20 protein-coding genes are annotated in these 21,643 nt (G+C 61.3%); 9 read left to right on the top strand and 11 right to left on the bottom strand.

Translation table 11 applies throughout. The features are described from left to right. Nucleotides 1-85 precede the first annotated feature (85 nt). Nucleotides 86-421: a hypothetical protein gene (locus O2K97_RS06840; protein WP_269220960.1), complete on the top strand. Its 336-nt coding sequence runs from the start codon at nucleotides 86-88 to the stop codon at nucleotides 419-421. Between the two features lie 373 nt (nucleotides 422-794). On the opposite strand, the gene O2K97_RS15690 is transcribed toward O2K97_RS06840, so the two are convergent. Together O2K97_RS15690 and O2K97_RS06845 are read right to left on the bottom strand one after the other, a co-directional pair. Further along, on the bottom strand, nucleotides 795-1,283 hold the full coding sequence (locus O2K97_RS15690; protein WP_367118267.1) for a Rap1a/Tai family immunity protein: 489 nt from the start codon (nucleotides 1,281-1,283) through the stop codon (nucleotides 795-797). After that, nucleotides 1,201-2,151 (bottom strand): chromate resistance protein ChrB domain-containing protein, encoded by a 951-nt coding sequence (locus O2K97_RS06845; RefSeq protein WP_176695932.1) that lies wholly within the window; start codon nucleotides 2,149-2,151, stop codon nucleotides 1,201-1,203. The genes O2K97_RS15690 and O2K97_RS06845 overlap by 83 nt, the downstream gene beginning before the upstream one ends. 211 nt (nucleotides 2,152-2,362) lie before the next feature. Here O2K97_RS06845 and O2K97_RS06850 point away from each other — a divergent pair, with 211 nt between their 5' ends. The 5 genes from O2K97_RS06850 (at nucleotide 2,363) to O2K97_RS06865 (ending at nucleotide 8,011) form a co-directional block, all read left to right on the top strand. Next, nucleotides 2,363-3,130 carry an IS6 family transposase gene (locus O2K97_RS06850; RefSeq protein ID WP_066521070.1) on the top strand — a complete coding sequence of 256 codons (768 nt, stop codon included), beginning with the start codon at nucleotides 2,363-2,365 and terminating at the stop codon, nucleotides 3,128-3,130. Between the two features lie 187 nt (nucleotides 3,131-3,317). After that, nucleotides 3,318-3,509 carry a ribbon-helix-helix protein, CopG family gene (locus tag O2K97_RS15695; RefSeq protein ID WP_419466095.1) on the top strand — a complete coding sequence of 64 codons (192 nt, stop codon included), beginning with the start codon at nucleotides 3,318-3,320 and terminating at the stop codon, nucleotides 3,507-3,509. Nucleotides 3,510-3,513: 4 nt separating this feature from the next. Further along, the gene (locus tag O2K97_RS06855; RefSeq protein ID WP_269220961.1) at nucleotides 3,514-4,413 is read left to right on the top strand and encodes a DNA-methyltransferase; all 900 of its coding nucleotides are present in this window, start codon (nucleotides 3,514-3,516) and stop codon (nucleotides 4,411-4,413) included. Then, a complete protein-coding gene (locus O2K97_RS06860; protein WP_269220962.1) occupies nucleotides 4,413-7,142 on the top strand; it encodes an N-6 DNA methylase in 2,730 nt (909 codons plus the stop codon). The genes O2K97_RS06855 and O2K97_RS06860 overlap by 1 nt, the downstream gene beginning before the upstream one ends. Nucleotides 7,143-7,226: 84 nt before the next feature. Beyond that, nucleotides 7,227-8,011, top strand: a protein-coding gene (locus tag O2K97_RS06865) for an IS5 family transposase (protein WP_419466096.1) whose coding sequence is annotated in 2 segments (ribosomal slippage) — nucleotides 7,227-7,586 and nucleotides 7,589-8,011 — 783 coding nt in all. Because the reading frame shifts where the segments join, the coding sequence is not laid out codon by codon here. Between the two features lie 15 nt (nucleotides 8,012-8,026). Here the strand turns inward: O2K97_RS06865 and O2K97_RS06870 are convergent. The 3 genes from O2K97_RS06870 to O2K97_RS06880 form a co-directional block, all read right to left on the bottom strand. Next, nucleotides 8,027-9,216, bottom strand: a protein-coding gene (locus tag O2K97_RS06870; protein WP_269218895.1) for an IS3 family transposase whose coding sequence is annotated in 2 segments (ribosomal slippage) — nucleotides 8,027-8,958 and nucleotides 8,958-9,216 — 1,191 coding nt in all. Because the reading frame shifts where the segments join, the coding sequence is not laid out codon by codon here. Nucleotides 9,217-10,043: 827 nt separating this feature from the next. Further along, entirely contained in the window at nucleotides 10,044-11,222 is a 1,179-nt protein-coding gene (locus O2K97_RS06875; RefSeq protein WP_165118103.1) for a zinc-dependent alcohol dehydrogenase, read from the bottom strand. 85 nt (nucleotides 11,223-11,307) lie between these two features. Further along, nucleotides 11,308-14,211, bottom strand: a complete 2,904-nt coding sequence (locus O2K97_RS06880) for a Tn3 family transposase (protein ID WP_419466097.1) — start codon at nucleotides 14,209-14,211, stop codon at nucleotides 11,308-11,310. Nucleotides 14,212-14,414: 203 nt separating this feature from the next. On the opposite strand from O2K97_RS06880, the gene O2K97_RS06885 reads away from it, so the two are divergent. The 3 genes from O2K97_RS06885 to O2K97_RS06895 are packed head-to-tail and all read left to right on the top strand — an operon-like array spanning nucleotide 14,415 to nucleotide 16,761. Then, on the top strand, nucleotides 14,415-15,047 hold the full coding sequence (locus O2K97_RS06885; protein WP_419466098.1) for a recombinase family protein: 633 nt from the start codon (nucleotides 14,415-14,417) through the stop codon (nucleotides 15,045-15,047). Next, the gene (locus O2K97_RS06890) at nucleotides 15,044-16,027 is read left to right on the top strand and encodes a hypothetical protein (RefSeq protein WP_037533440.1); all 984 of its coding nucleotides are present in this window, start codon (nucleotides 15,044-15,046) and stop codon (nucleotides 16,025-16,027) included. The genes O2K97_RS06885 and O2K97_RS06890 overlap by 4 nt, the downstream gene beginning before the upstream one ends. Continuing rightward, nucleotides 16,024-16,761, top strand: a complete 738-nt coding sequence (locus tag O2K97_RS06895) for an ATP-binding cassette domain-containing protein (protein WP_269220963.1) — start codon at nucleotides 16,024-16,026, stop codon at nucleotides 16,759-16,761. Before O2K97_RS06890 ends, O2K97_RS06895 begins: the two co-directional genes overlap by 4 nt. A 219-nt stretch (nucleotides 16,762-16,980) precedes the next feature. On the opposite strand, the gene O2K97_RS06900 is transcribed toward O2K97_RS06895, so the two are convergent. The 6 genes from O2K97_RS06900 to O2K97_RS06925 form a co-directional block, all read right to left on the bottom strand. After that, nucleotides 16,981-17,211: a WGR domain-containing protein gene (locus O2K97_RS06900; RefSeq protein ID WP_205499247.1), complete on the bottom strand. Its 231-nt coding sequence runs from the start codon at nucleotides 17,209-17,211 to the stop codon at nucleotides 16,981-16,983. 423 nt (nucleotides 17,212-17,634) lie between these two features. Next, entirely contained in the window at nucleotides 17,635-17,898 is a 264-nt protein-coding gene (locus O2K97_RS06905; protein ID WP_024310576.1) for a DksA/TraR family C4-type zinc finger protein, read from the bottom strand. A 127-nt stretch (nucleotides 17,899-18,025) separates the two neighbouring features. Beyond that, the gene (locus tag O2K97_RS06910) at nucleotides 18,026-18,922 is read right to left on the bottom strand and encodes a bestrophin family protein (protein WP_062126538.1); all 897 of its coding nucleotides are present in this window, start codon (nucleotides 18,920-18,922) and stop codon (nucleotides 18,026-18,028) included. Between the two features lie 67 nt (nucleotides 18,923-18,989). Next, nucleotides 18,990-19,106 carry a DUF2474 domain-containing protein gene (locus tag O2K97_RS06915; protein WP_082824896.1) on the bottom strand — a complete coding sequence of 39 codons (117 nt, stop codon included), beginning with the start codon at nucleotides 19,104-19,106 and terminating at the stop codon, nucleotides 18,990-18,992. Further along, entirely contained in the window at nucleotides 19,106-20,116 is a 1,011-nt protein-coding gene (gene cydB, locus O2K97_RS06920; RefSeq protein ID WP_205499249.1) for a cytochrome d ubiquinol oxidase subunit II, read from the bottom strand. The genes O2K97_RS06915 and cydB overlap by 1 nt, the downstream gene beginning before the upstream one ends. Beyond that, entirely contained in the window at nucleotides 20,113-21,630 is a 1,518-nt protein-coding gene (locus O2K97_RS06925; RefSeq protein ID WP_240893578.1) for a cytochrome ubiquinol oxidase subunit I, read from the bottom strand. Before O2K97_RS06925 ends, cydB begins: the two co-directional genes overlap by 4 nt. Nucleotides 21,631-21,643: the final 13 nt, after the last annotated feature.

Consider the following 21,643-nt stretch of genomic DNA (forward strand, 5'->3'; position numbering starts at 1 on the left):
GATCTGTGACGCTGCACTTACGTCGACCACCCTCGACGTGGGATATTTCAACATCGTTTCCAAGTGAGGGTAGGGGTTCCCACCAATGAAGATGAAATCCATCGCGGCCGCCGCCGCCGCGCTCCTCGCAGCCGCCGGCATCGCCAGCGCTGCAGAAGCGCAAAACCGTCAGCGCAGCTACGCGCGTGAGGACCGGCAGGGTTATCACCTGAACATGTTCGCCAGCGACACCGCGATGAGCGGTGGCGGCGTGACCGAACGCCTCGGCCGGGCTCTGGCCAACCGTCTGGTCGGGACGCCGCAGGAGTTCACGGAAAACATGCTCCGAGGGACGGTGCAGGCCATCGAAGCTCGCACCGGCGCCTCCGCAATCCTCATCGAAGGCGAGCCGGAAATCCCGGGTCTGGCCTGGAAGCGGTAACTCGCGTGCACACCGCCAACGAACTGGACTCCTGCGGTCAGAACGAGTGGGCGCCTCGAGCCACGCTGGGCATGTTTTTGGCAGTAGTGAACGGGCGACAGAGCTATTCGACAAAGCTCAGTCGCCCGTTCGCGGGATCGAACCGTAGTCAGAAGAAATCTTGGCGCTGATCAACTTACTTGGTGTCAGCTCTTGACGTTCGGAAGGTCCGCTAACGGCGCGAACAGAACCGGTGTATCAGCTCGCGCCAGCCCTCGGCCGCGCGGGCAACGCCTCGCGCAATACACGGATTGCCGACCGCAGGAAGATCAGGGCGATAATCCCGCCCACGCCCGTGTCGAGCATGCCCAAGTCGGCAGGCTCAAACAGGCCCTCAGCTGGAGCTGGGATCGATCTGCCGAGCGCAAGGCCACGCCTTAGTCAACGCCTCGTTGGCTCCGGCCGCCATGTGCTTGTCTCTGAGATAAGTCTCTGATTCGGCCCAGCGCAGATAAGCTTGGCGGAGACGCTGACGGTCATATCTCGGGGCGCCGCACACGGCGCGACGGACGATCAACTCATCGAGCATACCCTGCAGATAGGCTCCGCACTCGGGCGCCCCGCGTCTGCATTGCTCCAAAAGGGCGGAGCCGGTTGCGGAAGGCGGAACATCTTGAGTCACGCCCGATCCCGGTGAGACAACTAAGCTTGCGAGCGAAAAGTAGAAAATACCGAGGTTCATAATCTTCGGCCTCCTTGGGTCAAACCTGTTACGAGAACTTTCATGCAGAGCTCGCAGTTCACGCCTTTCGCCCTCTGCTGAAATAGGCGTAAAACTGTTCAAGCGCGGCGGTTCCCTCCGCCAGCCGTTCGTTGTCATCATCCGTTCGGGCGCAAATTCCGGCGATGAGGGCGCCCAGGCCGGCCGTCTCCGGCCGATTGAAGCGGCTGTCAGCGATGTCGAGGTCGTGAATGATTTCGCCGATCGCGACCAGCGCGGTATCATTGTCGAGTTGTGTCCGCACGAGCAGCGTCTCGAAGGTGCAGCGCTCGCCTTCGTGGGTGAACTCGGCATTCGCCATGTCAAACCTGAGTTCGTCCGCGGCAGGCTCGTAGCCTTGGCCGTCGACGAACTTGAAAGTCGCTTCGGGGTCGATGAAGCGCTGGATCAGCCAGGCCGACGCGATACGATCGACATGGATGCCGCGCCGGGTGATCCAGACCCGCTGTCTCAGGTCGGCGGTCGCGATCACCGCCTGACACGTCGAACTGACGTCAGGGTGCCGCGTCGAGCGCGTCACCAGGTCTGCGAGCGCCGCTTCGGCAGCTTGCCGGCCGTGGGTGCCGAAATAGTCGATGGCCGCGATTTCGGCCAGACGCGCGCGCAGGCGAACAATCTCGCGGGCGACCTGCCCGTCGTCGATCGTGCGCGCCTCGCGGGCGAGGTCCTCGTAATCGGAATCGCGAACCGCATCGAACAGGGCTCGCACGTCCGCGTCTCCCAAGCCACCGACCAGCGCAGCCTCCAAAATGATGGCCTCACCCCCGCCCTCGGTGATCTCGCGCAGCAGGTCGTCGAACAGAGCTGCCGTGTCGTCGCGAAGCGGTAGCGCGTGAACGGCGTTCTTCAGCGGAGTCGCCCCGATCGCCTGCAGCCGCCGCCAGACTTTGACGCGCAGATAGGCGGGCTTGGCGGGCAGTTGGTGGATCAACAGCAGCCAAGGGGCGCGCGAGCCGGGGAACGAAATCATATACAAGGTGTATCATTCAATGACCACAAATGATACAGGTGAACGAGCTAGCGAGTTGAGGAGGTGGTATGACCTGGGTCGCCTGCGATTGGTCACCTGAAACTGGAAGTTGGTCTGGTCGGAACGAGGTCCCTGGCGCGACTCCGGGCGGCTCTGTTGCAAACTGATCCGATTTTCGGTGATCTGTCTTGCCGAGAGTGAGGGTGGCGCGATGTCAGGGTTCAAAGGGCGGCATTTTGAGGGTGAGATCGTGCTTTGGGCGGTGCGATGGTACTGCCGGTATGGCATCAGCTACCGGGATCTTGAGCAGATGATGGGCGAACGTGGCGTGAATGTTGACCATTCCACGATCTACCGCTGGGTTCAGAGATACGCCCCGGAGATCGAGAAGCGGCTGCGCTGGCAATGGCGCCGCCCTGCCTCGACGAGTTGGCGGGTCGATGAGACCTATATCAAGGTTCGTGGTGCCTGGACGTATCTGTATCGCGCGGTCGACAAGGACGGGAACACGATCGATTTTTATCTCTCGCCAACGCGGAATACGAAGGCTGCGAAGCGTTTCCTGGGCAAGGCGCTGGGCGGGTTGAAGGACTGGGAGAAACCCGAGATCATCAATACCGATAAGGCGCCGACCTACACCGCCGCCATTGCTGAACTGAAAGCGGAAGGCAAATGTCCCAAGGATACCCAGCATCGCCAGGTGAAGTATCTGAACAACGTCGTTGAGGCTGACCATGGCAAGCTGAAGCAGCTGATCCGGCCGGTGCGGGGTTTCAAGACACTGAAGACGGCGTATGCGACGATCAAAGGCTTCGAGGTGATGCGGGCCCTGCGCAAGGGACAGGCAGCTGCCTTCAATCTCACCCGCGACATTTGCGGCGAGGCGCGGCTGGTCGAGCGTGCCTTCGGCCTCGGCGCTTGCGCCCTCACCGAAGCCATTCAACTCATCGGCAAACGGATGGAACTTGAAGCAGCCTAATGGGCACCGCTCGAACAGCCATGAGACGAACTGCGCCCGTCATCACAGTTTGCAACAGAGCCACCGTAAGCATATCGCGCCTTGTTCCTTATATGTTCCGTTTAGGGGTTGCGTGATGGCCACGCCTGTGGCTTTGATGTGGTCGCACCACTCCGGTGCAAGATGGTGCAAACTGAGGAGCGGGGCGATGGCTGGCGACAGGACCGATGGTGTTCAGCAGCTGGATACCAAGCGACTCTCGATCAGCGTGCCCCATAGTCTCCATCAAGAGCTAGAAGCACAAGCCGCTCGCAACAACGTGTCATTGGCATGGGTCGTGCGTAAGGCGCTGTCCGAGTACCTGGATCGCGATATTCCTCTGCTCCGGACTGGAAACTAGGTTCGTGGGCCTTCGACGGAATACATTGCATGAAGGCGATTGCCTAAAGTTGCTTTCTAAAATCGACAGTTCGTCTGTGGATATGGTTCTGTGCGACCTTCCTTATGGAACAACACAAAACAAGTGGGATAGTTTGATTCCACTCGATGAGTTGTGGGCGCATTATGAGCGTATTGTTAAGCCAAACGGCGTCATTGTTCTTAGCTCGCAAGGACTGTTTACCGCTCGGCTCATGCTTAGCAAAGAGAAGTGGTTCAAGTATAAGTTTGTCTGGATTAAGAGTAAACCAACAAACTTTTTGAACGCTCGTAAACAGCCTTTGCGTCAACACGAAGACATTTGCGTTTTTTATAAACAACAGCCGGATTATCGGCCGGTAATGTGGTATTCCGATCCTTACGATAAAGGCACGCGGAAAGCCCAGTATACGGGAAGCTACGGAGACTTTCGTCCTGTCCAGGTCAAGAGTGATGGTGCTCGCTTTCCTACGGATTCTTTATATTGCAAAACCGCGGAAAGTGAGTCCGGCGGTGTTGTATGGCATCCCACTCAAAAGCCCGTTGCTCTTGGGCGCTACCTCATTCGAATGTTCACAGCACCCGGCGATTTAGTTCTCGACAATGCGTTTGGAAGTGGCAGTTTCCTAGTTTCTGCCTTCCTTGAAGGTCGGGATTACATTGGTATCGAAAAGAACGAGCACGTTCACAAGTTCAAGAGTGCGCCCATCGATTACATAGAGGTTGCTACGATGCGCTTGGCTGAGGCAAAAAGGATGATGATAGAAAAGTCTCTTCCTTCGATGAAGGATATCGAGCCTGCTAGCCGTACAATTCCTGCGAAGCGACGTGGTCTTATTGACGTTGATGACATTATCGGCCCGGCACTGCTGGGCACGTTCCGTTAATGGCAATTGCGGTCTATAACGAACGGTCGTGGGCTATCGATCTAATCGGATATCTGAAGGGCATTGCTCATAACGAAAATCGGGCCGTCCGTGATGTAAGCGGCGAACAGACAATTACCGACTTATCGGGGAGCCTTTTCCCTGACGTTTTGCTGTTTGGTGATCGTGATACAGCTCGCATCCTTCAAGGGTGGGAGCTGAAGCTCCCCGACACTGACATAGCCGATCAAGAGTTCTTTGATAACGCTGAGTTGAAGGCCCGTATGCTGGGTCTTGATAGTTTTGTGCTTTGGAACGTGCGCTACGCACGCCTCTACGCGCTTGACCGCGATGCAGACGAGTTCGTTCTGCACACCGAGTGGACTGACCTCCGCGATATTACGACCCGCTCGGCCGTGCGTGCTGCCCGCGTGCGTTGGGAAGCGCTTGGCGCTGAAATCCTACAAACGATGAACGCACTGTTCGCAGACGGCAGCCTTGAAGGTCGCCAGTTCGTCGATGCGTACCGAAGCGGGGGACCCTCAAACCTGATCCTGGCCAACGAGGGGCTGGTAGCCGAGGCGCTGGAAGCTGCGACCAAGAAGGATGGCACGTTTCGAGCCGAGGTCACGCTGTGGTGGGATCGGCACCAGAATGAGTATGATGGTAGCAACCGCTTTGCCGCTCTCGCACGCGCCAACCTGATGAACTGGACTGGCAAGTTCCTGTTCGCTCATGTGCTACGCGAACGCGACGACCGTGCCGGCCCCGTCGCGACTATCTCTACCGAAATGTCCCCCAGTGATGCACTTGGTGTCTTTCAAGGCATCTCCAACCAGTGCAACTTTTGGACTGTTTTCTGCGATGCATTGGGCCTCAGCGTTCTGCCTTCACAATCGTGGGAGCAGCTTTGCCAGTTCAACCGGCTACTGTCGGATTTGCGGCTTGGCTCGGTCGATCAAACACAGATTTCTACGATTTTGGAAGCAGCCGCTTCTGTCGGAGATCGCAAGCTGCGCGGGCAGTACACGACACCCGCGCCGCTCGCGAAGCTGGTGGTACGGCTAGGAATTAACGATCTGGCCGATCGCGTACTGGACCCGTGTTGCGGCAGCGGCACCATCATCCGAGCGGCGCTCGACGCGAAGCTCGCGGGTGGCCTCTCTGGAGCTGAGGCTGCAAGCCAGATTTGCGCCTCGGACATCGACCGCCAAGCCGTCCAGCTCGCGACATTCTCGCTCTCCACGCCGACGTTGGCGCGTCAGCCCCTACGGGTGTTCGCGCTCGATGCGTTCACGCTTCAGCCGGCGCTGAGGATCGAATTTCGCGACCCGAACGATGGAAGCCTAATCAAGGAAACGGTTGGAACCTTCGCCTGCATTGCAAGCAATCTCCCGTTCGTCGCTCAGGACGGCAGGCGCGCCTATGGTGACGCGACGGCGTCGGTAAACGCCCTGCTCGAACAGGATGGTGAGGGCTTGCCTGGTCGATCGGACGTGTCGGCCTACCTCCCGTTCGTGTTCTACGATCTACTAAAAGAGCGGGGACGCGTCGTCATCATCATCCCGAACGCATGGCTGGGCACGGCTTGGGGACAGGCCTTTTATGACCGGCTGGTTGCCTTCTACCATCTTCGCGCGGTCATCACCTCCGGTTCCGGTCGCTGGTTCTCCAACAGCGATGTGGTGACGAACGTCTTGGTGCTGGAAAAGCGAGCCGCCAACGATGAGAGCCTGTCGGATACGAAATTCGTTATCCTGAAGCAGCCCGTCGATCTGCTGGCCGACGATGCACATGTTGACAGCGTTGCCGCTCAGATTGAAATCGGCAGTGCTCAAGAGGACGTAATGACCATCAGGTCGGTAAGCCACGGTCAGCTCATCAAGGCCCGGCCGTACGGTTTAGCGGGTTCCGCTCAATTCGTAGATGTAGATTGGCTCCTGGACTGCCCCCTAGTGCCAGTGCGAAGCCTGTTCACTATCCGCCGGGGTGAGAGACGAGGCTGGGATAAGCTGTTCTACCCCGCCAAAGGACATGGAATCGAGGCGGATTACATCGCGTCCGTCTTGAAGTCCTCAACTAAGATCGAGACTTACGAGGCCAAGGCCGATGGCGAGGCATTCTGCTGCGGCGCCTCCGAAAGTCAGCTAAAAAAGCTTGGTCACACAGGGGCAATAGACTGGATCAAGCGCTTCAAGACCGTGCGAAACGGAACAGGTGATCCGCTGCCCGATGTTTTGGCGAAGGCGGGGCATCACTGGTATGAGATGCGCGCTGACCGCGTTGCCGAGCTTGTGATCCCACTCGCTTATGGCAAACGCCTCTACGTGGGCCGTGTAAATCCAGCTGCGTTCGTCAATCAGCGGCTCATGGGTCTGAACGCCCATGCCGGCGTCAACATCGACCTGGCTCACGCGCTCCTAAACTGCACAGTTGGGCTGCTTATGATCGAGGGCATAGGCTTTGGCCGTGGTCTGGGTGCTCTCGATCTGAATAAAGACAGGATCGAGGCCAGTCTTCATATGCTTGATCCAGACGAGCTTAACAAGAACCAGCGCAACGAGATCATTTCGGCTTTCAAGGCCATGAAAAAACGCAAGGTTCTAGAGGTTTCTGATGAGCTAGAACAAGCCGATCGGCAGAGTCTTGACGATCTCATCATTGAACATTTTGCTTTGCCTGCAAATCGCGAGCAAATCTATGATGCTCTGCGCGCCTTGGTCGAGGTCCGCCACGCCGTCGAGGTATAACTTAGAGTGCGTTTGAGAAGGATTCCCAAGGCGGCTTTGGTGTGATTCATAGGGTGTCGGACCAACGACGCGAGCCGACGCCCGATGCCGAAGAGGAAGCCGCCTGCGAGGCGGCGCTACGAGACCGATCTGACCGACGTACAGTGGGAGGTGATCGCGCCGATGATCCCGGATGCACGAGCCGGCGGACGACCGCGCAAGGCGACATCGCGAGAGCTGGTTGACGCCATCCTCTACTTCTTGCGAGCGGGCGTCGCATGGAGGCTGCTCCCGCATGACCTGCCGCCTTGGCAGACGGTCTACTACTATCTGCGCCGCTGGCAGGCAGAAGGCGTGTGGCAGCATATCCATCATGCGCTCGTACTGGCTGACCGCGAACGGTGTGGCCGCGAGGCGTCGCCATCGGCTGCGATCCTCGACAGCCAGTCGGTCCGCACCGCCGATCAAAAGGGGGCGATAAAGGCTATGATGCCGGAAAGAAGATCACCGGGCGCAAGCGCCACATTCTGACCGACACTGATGGCCGGCTCCTCACGGTCCGCGTCCATGCCGCCGACGTGCAGGATCGCGATGGAGGCAAGCTACCGCTCAGGGGTTCTCGCCAGCGCTATCCTTTTGTCACCCGCGTCTTCGCTGACGGCGGCTACGCGGGCCGTCTCGTGCACTGGGCCGCCGACAAGACCCACATCACCCTTCAGATCATACGCCGTGGTGCCCACGCCAAGGGCTTCGAGGTTCTACCAAGGCGCTGGGTTGTCGAACGGACCTTCGCCTGGATCTTCAAAAACCGCCGCCTCGTTCGCGACTACGAGCAGCTGACCGCCGTGGCTGAAACCCTCATCACCATAGCTGCGGCTGCTACCCTGTGACGTGACCCCCGTTTCTCATCCAGCCATAACGAGAGTCCTTTGCTGATCTGAACTGGGGTTGGTGGGGTTGGCAAGAGGCCGGTCAGCGCAGCCTTCAACCAGCGCAGCGGACCGGCCGATCTGTCCGTTGAGCGCATCTGCGTAAGCCTGCGGCGTCAGCCATCCCAGCTTCGAGTGCGGCCGGGTTTCGTTGTAGTCGCGCCGCCAGGTTTCGAGCACGGCACGGGCGTGCGGCAGGGACCGGAACAGCGTCTCGTTCAGCAGTTCGTCGCGCAGGCGGCCATTGAAGCTCTCGTTGAAGCCGTTCTGCTGGGGCTTGCCCGGCGCGATGTAATGCCAGCCCACGCCGGTGCCGTCGGCCCAGGCCAGGATGGCGTTGGACGTATATTCCGTGCCGTTGTCGCTGATGATCGTCTCGGGGCGCCCGCGTCGCAGGATGATGGCGTCCAGTTCGCGCGCCACCCGCCGGCCCGACAGCGAGGTGTCGGCGACGAGTCCGAGGCACTCACGTGTGCAGTTGTCGATCACCGTCAGGATGCGGAAGCGCCGCCCGTCGGTCATCTGATCGGACACGAAGTCCAGCGACCAGCGCTGGTTCGCGACCAGAGGAATCTCCAGCGGCCGCCTTGTGCCCATCGCGCGTTTGCGCCCGCCGCGCCGACGCACCGTCAGCTTTTCCTCGCGGTAGATCCGCTGGACCCGCTTCTTGTTGACCGCATGGCCCTCGCGCCGGAGCATCACGTGCAGACGACGATAGCCGAACCGCCGACGCTCCTGGGCCAGGGCCTTCAGCCGATCGCGCAGGGTGCCATCGTCCGGTCGTGTCGCCTGATAGCGCACGCTCGTCCGATCAATGCCCAGCACCCGGCAGGCCCGCCGTTCGCTCATCTCGTAGGCCGACTGCAGGTGCGCCGCCGCCTCTCGATGCGCAGCGGGCGTCACCACTTTTTTCCCAGCAGATCCTTCAGCGCGACGTTGTCCAGCATCGAGTCCGCCAGCATCCGTTTCAGCTTGGCGTTCTCGTCTTCCAGCGCTTTCAGACGACGGGCCTCCGACACGTCCATGCCGCCATACTTGGCCTTCCACTTGTAGAAGGTCGGCGAGCTCAGCCCGTGCTTCCTGCACAGGTCCGCCACCGGGACACCGGCCTCCTGCTCGCGCAAGATTCCGATGATCTGCTCTTCCGTGAACCGTGATCGCTTCATTCTGTCCGTCCTTTCGAGGGGCGGACTCTAGCTATTCCTGGAGGAGTTTCAGGGGGTCACGTCACCTGCTACGCCGCTGGACGTGATCTCGGGACCTTCTCAAACGCGCTCTTACGCTGCTATAAAATCGGGTAAAATGGTAGGATTTCATAATGCCAAGCTGGTGGAAGAGCCTTTCTAAAACCGACGCTCAGCAGCAGACGACTGGAGGGATAGTTCCTTATTTAAGGCTAACTTCTAGTAATCTGAAAACCGGTCATTTCCAGACATGGTTTCGTCAGAGCTTTTTTAGTATCTGCTCATGGCATCCCGGGCACTTCAACAACAAGCCTGTTGAAGAGGCGGACGTTGCATTCCATGTGACTGTGCAGGGTCATGTGGTAGGAAACGTCATTTTTACCGTGACTCATGATAGTTCTCGGCAATACAATAACAATGCACCTAATACATGGCTCCACTGGCCTCCAAAGATGGCGGCAATCCTACAGGGAACGAGTTATGCGGGACGCCGGATAGTCCTCTCGCGTGATAGTGCGAACACATTTCATCTCGAAATTCAGTAAGAAAACAAGCGATCCCCACATCGATAGGGCAAGTGAGCGAGCCGCCATCTTCTCTGGCCATCGCCAGCCTGCCGGCACGCCACGCGCGATGGCACCGGCAAGCATAACCGCCTACGTTGTGACGCAGGTCTATGACACTCGCTAACCTCGGGAACGCTAGGGCAGAGCGGTGGTGTCAAAACTGACCGGTTATGACACTCGCCAAAACCACGGCTCATAAGGAAGCCCGCGCACCGCTTGACGGTACGCGGGCTCTAAGTCATTTCAACCGTGCGGGCGCATCACCACCTTGATGACGCCGTCTTCCTTATCCCGAAACTTTTTGTACATCTCGGGAGCGTCCTCGAGACTGGCCGGGTGAGTAATTACAAAGCTGGGGTCAATTTCGCCAGCTTCAATGCGTGCCATCAGCGGCGCGGTGTAGGCTTGGACGTGGGTCTGGCCAGTTTTGATCGTCAGCCCCTTGTTCATCATCGCGCCGAGCGGGACCTTGTCGCCCATCCCGACATAGACGCCGGGGATCGAAACGGTGCCGCCCATCCGGCAGCTCATGATCGCTTCTCGCAGCACATGGATGCGGTCGGTGGCAAGGCCGACCGTGGCCTTGGCCTTGTCGAGAACCGCATCGACCGAGCCATGCCCGGCAGCTTCGGCGCCCACCGCGTCGATGCAGCTGTCAGGCCCGCGGCCCTTGGTGCGGAATTGCAACTCGTCATAGACATTGTCGACTTCGGCGAAGTTGATCGTTTCGGCACCGCCGGCTTCAGCCATGGCGAGGCGTTCGGGCACTTCGTCGATCGCGATCACGCGACCGGCACCGAGCATCAGCGCCGAGCGGATCGCGAACTGGCCGACCGGACCGCAGCCCCAGATCGCGACGGTGTCGCCTTCCTCGATATTGGCATTCTCGGCGGCCATGTAACCGGTCGGGAAGATGTCCGAGAGGAACAGCGCCTGCTCATCGGTGACATTGTCGGGCACTTTGATCGGGCCGAAATCGGCCATCGGCACGCGCAGATATTCGGCCTGGCCACCGCAATAGCCGCCCAGCATGTGGCTGAAGCCGAACAGGCCGGCGGGCGAATGGCCCATCGCCTTGATCGCCATTTCGGCATTGGGGTTGGTCGTGCAGCAGGCCGAAAACAGTCCCTTCTTGCAGAACCAGCACTCGCCGCAGCTGATCGTGAACGGCACCACCACGCGGTCGCCGATTTTGAGGTTCGTCACCTCCGAGCCCAGCGCTACGACCTCGCCCATATTCTCATGGCCCAGAATGTCTCCGCTCTCCATGGTCGGCTGATAGCCATCGAGCAGGTGGAGATCCGATCCGCATATCGCGCAGGCCGTAACCTTGATGATGGCATCCCGAGGATGCTTGATTTCGGGATCGGCAACGGTGTCTACCCGAACGTCACCTTTTCCATGCCAACATAGTGCGCGCATTATTGTTCTCCGACGTTATTACCGAAGAGCGCTCAGGATCGGCGATCGTTCCGGGGTCATCGCAGAATCTTTTTCCACGCGTACGCTAAGAGCGATTGGTAGATCCCGGTGTGCGCAGCGGCCTGAACCGTTCACGCGGTTTGTCGATCTCACTCCAAAGATAGTCTCCTGTGAGACTGACATGCTCCCATCCCAGTGGCGCGACGTGAGCAAGCAACGCGTCCGGCACGTCGACACCGCGGTCGCGCAAGTGGCGGACGGCGCGTTCGAGATAGACCGTATTCCACAGGATGATCGCCGACACGATGAGGTTGAGGCCGGAGGCACGGTGTCGCTGGTTCTCGAAGGTGCGATCGCGGAGCTCTCCAAGCCGGTTGAAAAAGACGGCGCGAGCGAGCGCGTTGCGCGCCTCGCCCTTGTTGAGGTTGGCGTTGGTGCGTCGGCGGAGGTCCGGATCGTCGAGCCAGTCGAGCATGAACAGCGTGCGCTCAACGCGTCCGATCTCGCGCAGCGCGCGTGCGACCGGGTTCTGCCGCGGATAGCCGGCAAGCTTGCGCAGCATCACTGATGCCCGGACTGTGCCGGCTCGGATCGATGCCGCCAGGCGCAGGGTTTCGTGCCAGTCGTCCTCAATAGCACAGACGTTGATCGGCCCCGCGATGAGGGGCCGCAGCGTCGGCCAGCGTGACATATTACCCAGCGCATAGAGTCGGCGTTCGCCGAGGTCGCGGATACGCGGCGCAAATCGGAAGCCCAGCAGATGGCACAGGCCGAAGACATGATCGACGGCTCCTGCCGTATCGGTCGTATGTTCCCGGATCGCAATGTCGCTCTCATGGTCGAGCAGGCCGTCGATGACGTGCGCGGCCTCACCGGCATTGGCAGCGATCACTTTTGTGTGGAACGGCGCAAAGCGGTCGGAAACGTGGGTGTAGAACAGCACGCCCGGATCGCTGCCGTAACGTGCGTTGTGGTCCGCACGGGCTTCGCCGTGTCCGCCGGCCCGGAAGAACTGTCCGTCCGACGACGAGGTATCGCCCGGTCCCCATAGTCGGCTGAACGGATGGGCATGATGATAGTCGACAATAGCGGCCAGCGCGCTGGCATAGGTTTCATCACGAATATGCCATTCGGCGGTCCAAAGCAGCCGCGCATGGGTTAGGCCGCGCGAACTCTCCGCCATGCGCGACAGGCCAAGATTGGTGCCATCGGCGAGGATCGCGCCCATGAGCGCGGGCTGGTCGCTTGTTGCCATGCCGCTTCGCGCATGAACAAAACGATCGGCAAAGCCGGTCCAGGTTGCGACTTCGGCCAGCAGATCGGTGATCCGAATGCGGGGGAGCAATCCGTAAAGACGCGCTTTCAGATCCTCCGCCTCGTCGGGCGTCGCGCGCCGCAGCGGAGAGACGGTGAGCCGGCCATTGTAGATTGTGGCATCTGGCAACGTGCCGTCGGCCGCAGCGCGTTCTACCTCGTCCAGGCGCCGGCAGAGTCGATCTCGATGTTGGACGATCCATTCGGAGGCTGAACCAGTCACCGCAAGTCCGAGCTGCCCCTCGTCCCGCATGGTCGTGAATGCTGCGGACGGCAGCAGATAATCGTCCAAGGTGCGATAGGCGCGGCTGCCATCGACCCAAACTGCACCGGAGCCGAGCCTATCGCGTAGATGCACGAGCACTGCGATCTCCCAAGCGCGCCGGTTGAACTTTCCATCAGGGGGAAGAACGGCCTTGCGCCATTTCGGCTTGAGAAAGGAGAGGGGTGCTTTGCCCGGCAGGATCGTGCGCCCCTCCATATAGACGGTGCGAAGGAGTTCGATGGCGCCGATCAATGGGTCGCCAGCGCGAGCCGTCCGGAAGCGAAACCTGGCAAGAAACGTCGGTAGGAAACGACGTATCGCCGCATAGCGCTCGACGATCTCGGCAAGGCCGTCCTCACCTGAGCGTGTCAGGTCCTCGGCCGCATGCAGGCTCTGTTCGAGCGCTGGCCAGCCGATGCGTTCGCCGACGAGCATCAACGCATTGGCCCCGCCGTCCCGGGCATCAAGCAATATCCGGCCGAGCCGGATATGAAGACGCGCGGTTTCCCTAAACAAGCGGGCTTGGTCGATCAGTCGCTCAGAGCGGGTGCGATCGGCACGGCGGAACATCGCACCCACCAACTTTTCAACCATCTGGATGGCTGCATCGGTCAGCGCTACCTCCATCTCGATTGCAAAGGCGACAAGCGTGGCAAGACGACGCCGGCTTTCGAGGCGCGTCAAATGCTGCGCGGTCATGATCGCTGCCTCACGTGCGATGACGGCATATCGACTGGCATGGATGCGTCTCGCCCGATCGGGTTCGATACCAAGTGCGCGGACATGATCGAGACGTTCGACCAACGCCTTAAGATTGCTGGCACCCGGCGCTTCCGGCCAGTCGCGTATCCACGCAAGTGGCGAGCGTGTTGCCTCCCCGTCGAGCCGCGGCAGGGCGTCCAGACGCTCGATCTGTTCCGGCAACAGATCACGACCAAGCCGGGCAAAGGCTTGTCGTCTTGCGTCCGCACGCGCGACCAAGGCAATGCGCTCTAGGACGGTTGGGATCGGCAGGACGATGCGAGCACCCCGCAGCTGTTCGACCATCGCAGCCATGATGGCGTCGCAGCGGTCGGTGGACGCCGCGACCTCGCTGCCAATAGCAAAGGCTTTCGCACGATCGGCGCGTTCGAAGGCACGAAGGCCCAGCCGCTGTTCGATCGCGGCGCGGTGTTCGCGCAGGGTCGTGTCACGGGTGGCATAATCTGCAAACACCTCTGGCGCGCATTCGATCTGACGAGCGAGGATTGCCAGCATCGCCAAGGGCGGCACCTCGCCGGGTTCGATCGCCCGTCCGGGATACCGGAGGTATCCAAGCTGGACGGCATAGCCGAGGCGGTTGGCGGGACGCCGTCTTCGGAATACCTCTACCAGATCGTCGGGGCCGAGCGTGTATAGCCGCTCCACCATGCCCGGATCAGAAGGCGGGTCGAACAGCGCGGCGCGTTGCGCAAACGACAGAACATGCCCGACTATCTTGACCTCTTTCTCTTTCTAGTCACACAACCGCTGGATGATGACGTTCACACGACATAGACTGAGTGACTGGTTAAGTGACGAGCGGCTGCCAAATTCCGGCTTGCGCGGATTTTGTCACGCAGACGCTCGTTAAAGTGACGGCGCTGATCGGCTATGCGCGGGTGTCGAAGGCGGACGGCAGCCAAGTCATCGACCTCCAGCGCGACGCCTTGGCCAAGGCCGGGGTCGATCTGGAACATCACCTCTATACTGACGCCGCATCGGGAAAGCGCGACGACCGGCCGGGGCTGGAGGCGTGCATCAAGGCGCTGCGGCATGGCGATACGCTGTTGGTGTGGAAGCTCGACCGGTTGGGGCGCGACCTGCGCCATCTCGTCAACCTGGTCGGCGACTTGACCAAGCGCGATATCGGGCTGAAGGTACTCGCCGGCGAGGGCGCGTCGATTGACACCACCACCGCCAATGGCCGGCTCGTCTTTGCGATCTTCGCAGGGCTTGCCGAGTTCGAGCGCGAGCTGATCGTCGAGCGTACCAAGGCCGGGCTGGCCGCTGCGCGTGCGCGCGGTCGTACGGGCGGTCGCCCGTTCAAGATGACGCCCGCCAAGCTGCGTCTCGCCCAGGCCGCGATGGGTAAACCGGAAACCAAGGTCGCCGAGCTGTGCGCCGAACTCGGAATCACCCGCCAGACGCTCTATCGCTTCGTCGGCCCTAAGGGCGAACTGCGCAATGACGGGCAGCGACTGCTCGACCGGCGCAAGCCAAAATGAACCGCCTGTTTCGTCAGGATCGGATGATCGCCTCGAACACGATCCGCGCGACTTTCGCGGGCTGGCACGACCAAGCGATCGCCGCGCTCATGCTGCTTGCAGCGTTAGCGGCCGCCCGCACGTGGTTCGTCGACCGGCCTTGGACGGTTGCGGCATGGGCGGCGCTCGCTGCGGGCACGCTGATCGGCATCGGGGCAGGACGCCTTGTCAGGGCGCGCCTCGCTTTCCATGCCTTCGACGGGTTGCTCGCGGCCGATGCCCTGCACCCGCAGGCACGTCGGCGTTACATGGCGGCATGGCATTGCGTCGGACTGGCGCTGCTGGCCGTGATGACCCTGATCGTGCGCCCTTCGCTGCTGGTCGTCAGCATGCCCGCCTATTTCGCCGGCATGCTGGTTGCCGGACTGACGGGCAACTTCGGGATGCCGAAGCGCCTCGCTGGCACGGCGCGACCGGGATGGACGCTCCGGGCATGGTCGCACCGCCCGATCGCCGGGGTAGCGGCTGCGACGGTCCTGCTCCTGCTGCTATCGCCAGCACGCGCACTGGGCACGAATGCGCTGATGGCGGTGGTCGGCATCGGCACGGTACTGCTCGCGCTGACGTTGACCAGCGTCGATGACGCCGTCGTCCGTTTCATGACGATCGCCGGACACGGATCGCGGCGCATTTTCGTTCACCACGGCAAGGGGATCGCGACCTTCCTTGCCGTGTCGGTGCCGGGATGCTGGATCATACTGGGGCCGGTCGCAGGCGGCATCGCCGCTGCCGCTTGCGTCGCCATACTGTTGCTCCTGACGCTGCGCGTCCTCGCCTATCGGCTGCATACCAAGCGGTTCGCCGATTTCCTCGTCTCCATCCTCACAGGATTGCTCATGCTGGTCGCCTATTCGATGCCGGTGGCCTTGCCCGTCCTCGCGCTCGCGATGCTCTGGCAGCTGCAACGCCGCGGGCGGACGAAGACGTGGCTGCTGGCATGAACCTCGCTGTCGCACTGACAGGCGTAACCGTCGAGCGGAGCGAACAGCACGTCGTGCAGGACGTCGATCTGACCGTCGCACCCGGATCGTGGTTCGGCCTCATCGGCGCCAACGGATCGGGCAAGACCAGCCTGCTGAGAGCGCTTGCCGGCCGGCTGCCCTTCGCCGGCGGATCATGCCGGATCGGTGGCGAGGAGCTGGTCGACGATCGTGCCGCTCGCGCGCTGCGTTTCGGTTTCTCTCCTCCTGCGGACAAGCTGCCGGATGCCTTGCGTGGACGCGACGTTCTCGAACTCGTCGGCGGGAGCATCGATAATGTCCGCTCCCGCCTGGGAAACCTGCATGAAGCCTTGGGCCTGGCTCCGCTGCTAGACCGTTGGATCGGCGACTGCTCTGCGGGCATGCGACAGCGGATCGCCATCGCTGCGGCGTTCGCGGGGGGCCACTCCCTCGTGATCCTCGACGAGCCGTTCAACTGGCTCGATCCCGTCGCGATCTTCGACCTGCGCGAGGTTCTGCGCGACATGGTCGATGCCAGCCTGACGCTCATCACCGCCCTCCACGACCTCGGCACGCTGGCCTCGGCGTGCGACGCCGGCCTCATGCTCGCCGATGGCAAGGTCGCACTGGCGCTGGGCGAAGACATGCTGCGGATTGCTGCCCAGAATCCCCAGGCGTTCGAGCGGCAGACGATCGACCGCCTGCGATCCGGATCAGCTACGCCCAACGCTTAGCGTACGCGCAGAAAGAGATTCTGCGATGCCCCCCTGACGTGGCTCGCGCAGGAACAGCGTATCACCAGCCACGGCCGCGCCATCCCGGCCGATCCGCTGCTGATCGCGGCCGTCGCCCGCTGCGCAGGCCTGCTCGATGCGCTCGGCATCCATCTCGGCCCGAATACCCTCTATGGGGCGCGGCTGCGCGGAAATCACGCGAGCGGGGCCGGGTCCGCCCTATAGCGGCCGATAGGCGACGCCGATCCGGTTCTCGGCCGAGTTGCGCCGGCGCAAGGTCGCGGCGATATGGCGCTCGGCCGCCTCGCGATCGGCGAAGGCGTGGGAACGGGCCTGACCGCGCGCGCCGATCCGGCCCCAGCGGGTTTCCACCAAGATCATGCCGAACAGGTCGAGGCTCGCGGTGATGCTGTAGCCGCGCCGGACGTTGCGGGCCGGGTCAAGCGCCACCAGCTCGATCGGATCACAAAGCGGGAGAGCTGCGCCATTCATGGCGCAAAGCCTACAAAATCAGGCCCGCGAAGTCCGGCGACATTCCTGAATCAGTGCGGGGGCGGTGATTCACAAAAGCGATCAGCGCGCCCGTGGTGCAGATTTCGATACACCGTGTTCAGCCGTTGAACACCGCCCGATCGGCTTGCCCATGACCGAGATGGCGAAGCCTGCTAGAAGATCGATGAAGCTGCGCGAACGGAGGGCGGCACATGGTTCAGGGCATCGTCATCGTCGCCATCCTGGCCGGCGCCGTTTGGTTCCTGATCCGGCATTTCAAGCGCGGCTGCTGCGACTGAGGTTCGGCCTCGCTATTGGGCGGCCTTCAGCTCCGTCGTACAATACACCGGATTCTTGGCCTTGGCCGCCCTCCATTCGTCATCAGCGCAACTGGCTGTCCTTGCTGCCCCGGCGATTGATGCCGGTGAAGGTGGGGCGCTTATCGCGTTCGCTTTGACAGGCGACACAGGTTCTTACGCCGGGTATGGCCGTGCGGCGTTTCGCGGGGATTTCGTCGCCGCACACCTCGCAGTCGGTGCTACCCTCGCCGGAAGGCAGACGCGATCGGGCGGCGAAAACCGCGTCCATGATCGTTGCATCAATCTGGTCCTGCACCGCACTATCGGGTGCCCATCCATTTGCCATCGCCGCAAGCTCCTCGATTTTGACCTTGGGGGTCAGATAGTCGGGGGCGCATGGGCCAAGCACGCGACTATCCAGCACAGCACCCGAATATAGGGTACTCCCTGCCAGTATCAAGGAGTGCGCAAATTTAGCTCAGGACGGATTTATGGGGTTCCAGTGGAGCGGGTAGATCTTCTTCGCCAAGCAGCGACAACATATCCCGCTCGATTGTCCGCTTCATCGCATAAAGCGGCAGACAGTTGGGCTCGACGCCGAACGGGTCTTCCAGCTCGTGTCCCAGCGCGTCGAGGCCGAAAAAGGTATAGGCGGTAAGGAGCACCGGCAGGAGCGTCCACCAGTCGAGTGATCCTGCGAGCGCGAAGGGAAGCATCACGCAAAAGATAATTGCGGTGCGATGAAGCAGCAGAGAATATGCGAACGGCACGGGCGTCGTGGATATCCGCTCGCAAGCGCCCTGAACCTTGCCGAAGGATCGCATGTCTTCTGCCACGACGGCATAGTGAATCGGCGTAATGACGCCAGTCTGCTTCAGGTGGAGCAGCCTACGCCCCATACGATCGAGCACGAGGTTGGTGACGTTCGGGCTCTTTGTCGCCGGGCCGATTTCGACCCACGGCGCAATAGCGGCGATTTCGTCCTCGCCGCGAAGGCGTGCGGTGAGGCCGCAGGCAAAGCCACATATGCTGTGGAGCAACGCTCGCCGATCCTCGTCAGGGAGAAGCGATGTCTCGCGCGCGAACGAACGGGCCGAGATAATCAGCTCGCCCCATAGCTGCCGCCCCTCCCACCATCGCGCATAGCAGGCATTGTTGCGAAAGCTCATGAAGATCGAGAGCGCGATGCCGATCAGGGTGAAAGGGATCGTCGAGATACGCGCGAAAATGCCGGGATGGGCTTGGGCGGCCAGGATGGCGATCACACTGACGATCGCTATCGCCGCCAGCCTCCGCGCGATGCGCGGCAAGATCGAGCCATGCACGGTGAAAATGATATCTTGGAAGCTCGGTTGCGATCGAACGATCATGGTCCGTGGAATGTCCTTCGCCTGTTTGCCGGCATTTCCCTCGGCAGCTCGTCGAAACGAGCTGCCGTCAGGGTTTGAGGATGAGGCGAATGACCTGCGCGACAGCCCCCAGCGCCAAAACGCTGGCCGCCCAGATTAAGACCATCCAGGCGAGCCGTCGACCGAGCGGTTTTTGCTCATCCATCAGTGATAGCCGTGGGCGCCGACCTTACCGCGGAACACCCAATAGGCCCACGCGGTATAGCCGAGAATGATCGGAATGATGATGGCCGCACCCGCCAGCATGAAGAGCTGGCTTTGCGGGGGAGCGGCTGCATCCCAGATCGTGACGGCGCGGGGAACGACATAGGGATAGATGCTGATCCCCAGCCCAACGAAACCGAGAAAGAACAGGCCAAGCGCCATAATGAAGGGCAGACGCTCCGCGCCGCGCTTCAGACTCCAGAAGAAGGTTGCAGCGCAGATTGCCACCAGCAGAGGAACCTGCGCGGTGAGAAGCACGCCGGGCATCGCAAACCAGCGTCGCCAATAGTCATAGGTCAGGAACGGCGTCGCCGCACTGACGGCGAAAAGCGCGAGTAGCGTCGCACCGCCGAGCCAAAATGCCAGTCGACGGGCGCGTTCCTGGCCCGGCCCTTCGGTTTTCCAGACCAGCCAGGCCGCGCCGAGAAGCGCATATCCGATTACGACTGCCGCGCCGGTCAAGAGGCTGAACGCGCTCAGCCAATCCAGCCATCCCCCGGCATAGGCATCGGCCTCGACCCGCACGCCTTGCAGGATCGCGCCCAGCGTGATCCCCTGCGAGAACGCCGCGAGAACGGACCCAAAGCTGAAGGCGACATCCCAGAAGGGACGATGGCGTGGATCTCGCCAACGAAACTCGAATGCCACCCCGCGGAACACGAGACCGAGCAACATCGCGATGATGAGCGGGTAGGTCGCGGGAAGGATGATGGCGTAGGCAAGGGGAAAGGCCGCGAAGAGACCGCCTCCGCCCAGCACCAGCCATGTTTCGTTGCCATCCCAGACCGGCGCGATCGAGTTCATCGCCTGATCGCGCTCCCCTCCGACCGAAAGGCTCGGGAAGAGGATGCCGATCCCCAGATCGAACCCGTCCATCACGACATAGGCGAAGACAGCAAAACCGATGATACCGGCCCAGATTATGGTGAGATCGAGGTGCTCCATGTTCATGCCTCCCGTCCGGTCGATGCCACGACGCCGCTCGCCGGCGTAATGCCCGCCGCGCGTTGCGGCACCTTGGACGGTTCCGGCTCACCGGCTGCGGGCGGCTTTGCCATCATCCGGAGCAGATAATAGGTGCCGGCCCCGAAGGCGCCGAAATAGACGAGGATGAAAGCGACGAGGGACGCCGCGACGGCGGGTGCGGCCAAGGGGGAATGGGACTCTGCGGTTCGCAGCAGGCCGTAAACGGTGAAGGGCTGTCGCCCAACCTCCGTCGTGACCCATCCTGCTATGACCGCGACGAAACCTGACGGACCAAGCGCGACAGCGGCGCGGTGAAGCCAGTGCCAGTCATAGAGCTTGCCGCGCCAGCGGGCGAGCAGGCTCCAAAGTCCCAGCCCCAGCATGGCGAGGCCCATCGCCACCATGATCCGAAACGACCAGAAGACGATCGGCGTGGGCGGCCAGCGATCGCGCGGGAAGTCGTTGAGGCCGGGGAGGGGCGCTTTGGGATCGTGCTTGAGGATAAGCGATCCCAGATAGGGGATTTCGACCTTGCCGTGGACCACCGCATCCTTGTTGCTCGGGAGGCCGAAAAGGATGAGCGAAGCGCCGTCGGGGCTGGCCTCATAATGACCTTCCATCGCGAGAACCTTCGCCGGCTGATGCTCCAGCGTGTTGAGGCCGTGCTGATCGCCCGCGAGAATCTGGATCGGAGCGACGAGCGCCGCCATCCACATCGCCATCGAGAACATCTTGCGCGCGCCGGGATTCGCGCGGTCGCGCAGAAGGTGCCATCCCCCGACCGCACCGACGACCATCGCCGTCGTCAGATAGGCCCCGATGACCGTGTGAACGAGGCGGTATGGAAAGCTCGCGTTGAAGATGATCGGAAGCCACGAACCTGCGGGCACGAACTGGCCCTTGGCATTGATCGCATAGCCTGCCGGCGTCTGCATCCAGCTATTCACGGAAATGATCCAGGTCGCCGAGATGAGCGTCCCGACGGCGACCATGCAGGTCGCGAAAAAGTGCGGCCCTTTGCCCACCTTGTTGATTCCGAACAGCATGACACCGAGGAAGCCCGCCTCAAGGAAGAACGCGGTGAGAACCTCATAGGCCATCAACGGGCCGATGACGGGGCCGGCTTTGGCCGAGAAGACCGACCAGTTCGTCCCAAACTGATAGGACATGACCACGCCCGAGACCACGCCCATGCCGAAGGCTACGGCGAAGATCTTGAGCCAATAGCGGTAGAGGTTGGCGTAAACGCCGCTCCCCGTTTTCAGCCACAACCCTTCAAGCACCATCAGGTAGCTTGCCGTGCCGATGGAGAAGGCCGGAAAAATGAAGTGGAAGGAGACCGTGAACGCGAATTGCGCGCGCGCCAGGATTACCGGATCGAGATTCGCAAGCACCAGATTTTCTCCCTGACTTTCGGCCTCCTCAACTGCGACCAGCGTTGTGGTGCTGCGGCGCGTGCTCGGCGAAAGGTGGAACAGCCTTGCGCACTTTAATACCATACTCCCCACCAGT

The organism is Brevundimonas vesicularis (genome assembly GCF_027105095.1).
Classification (GTDB): Bacteria; Pseudomonadota; Alphaproteobacteria; order Caulobacterales; family Caulobacteraceae; genus Brevundimonas; species Brevundimonas vesicularis_E.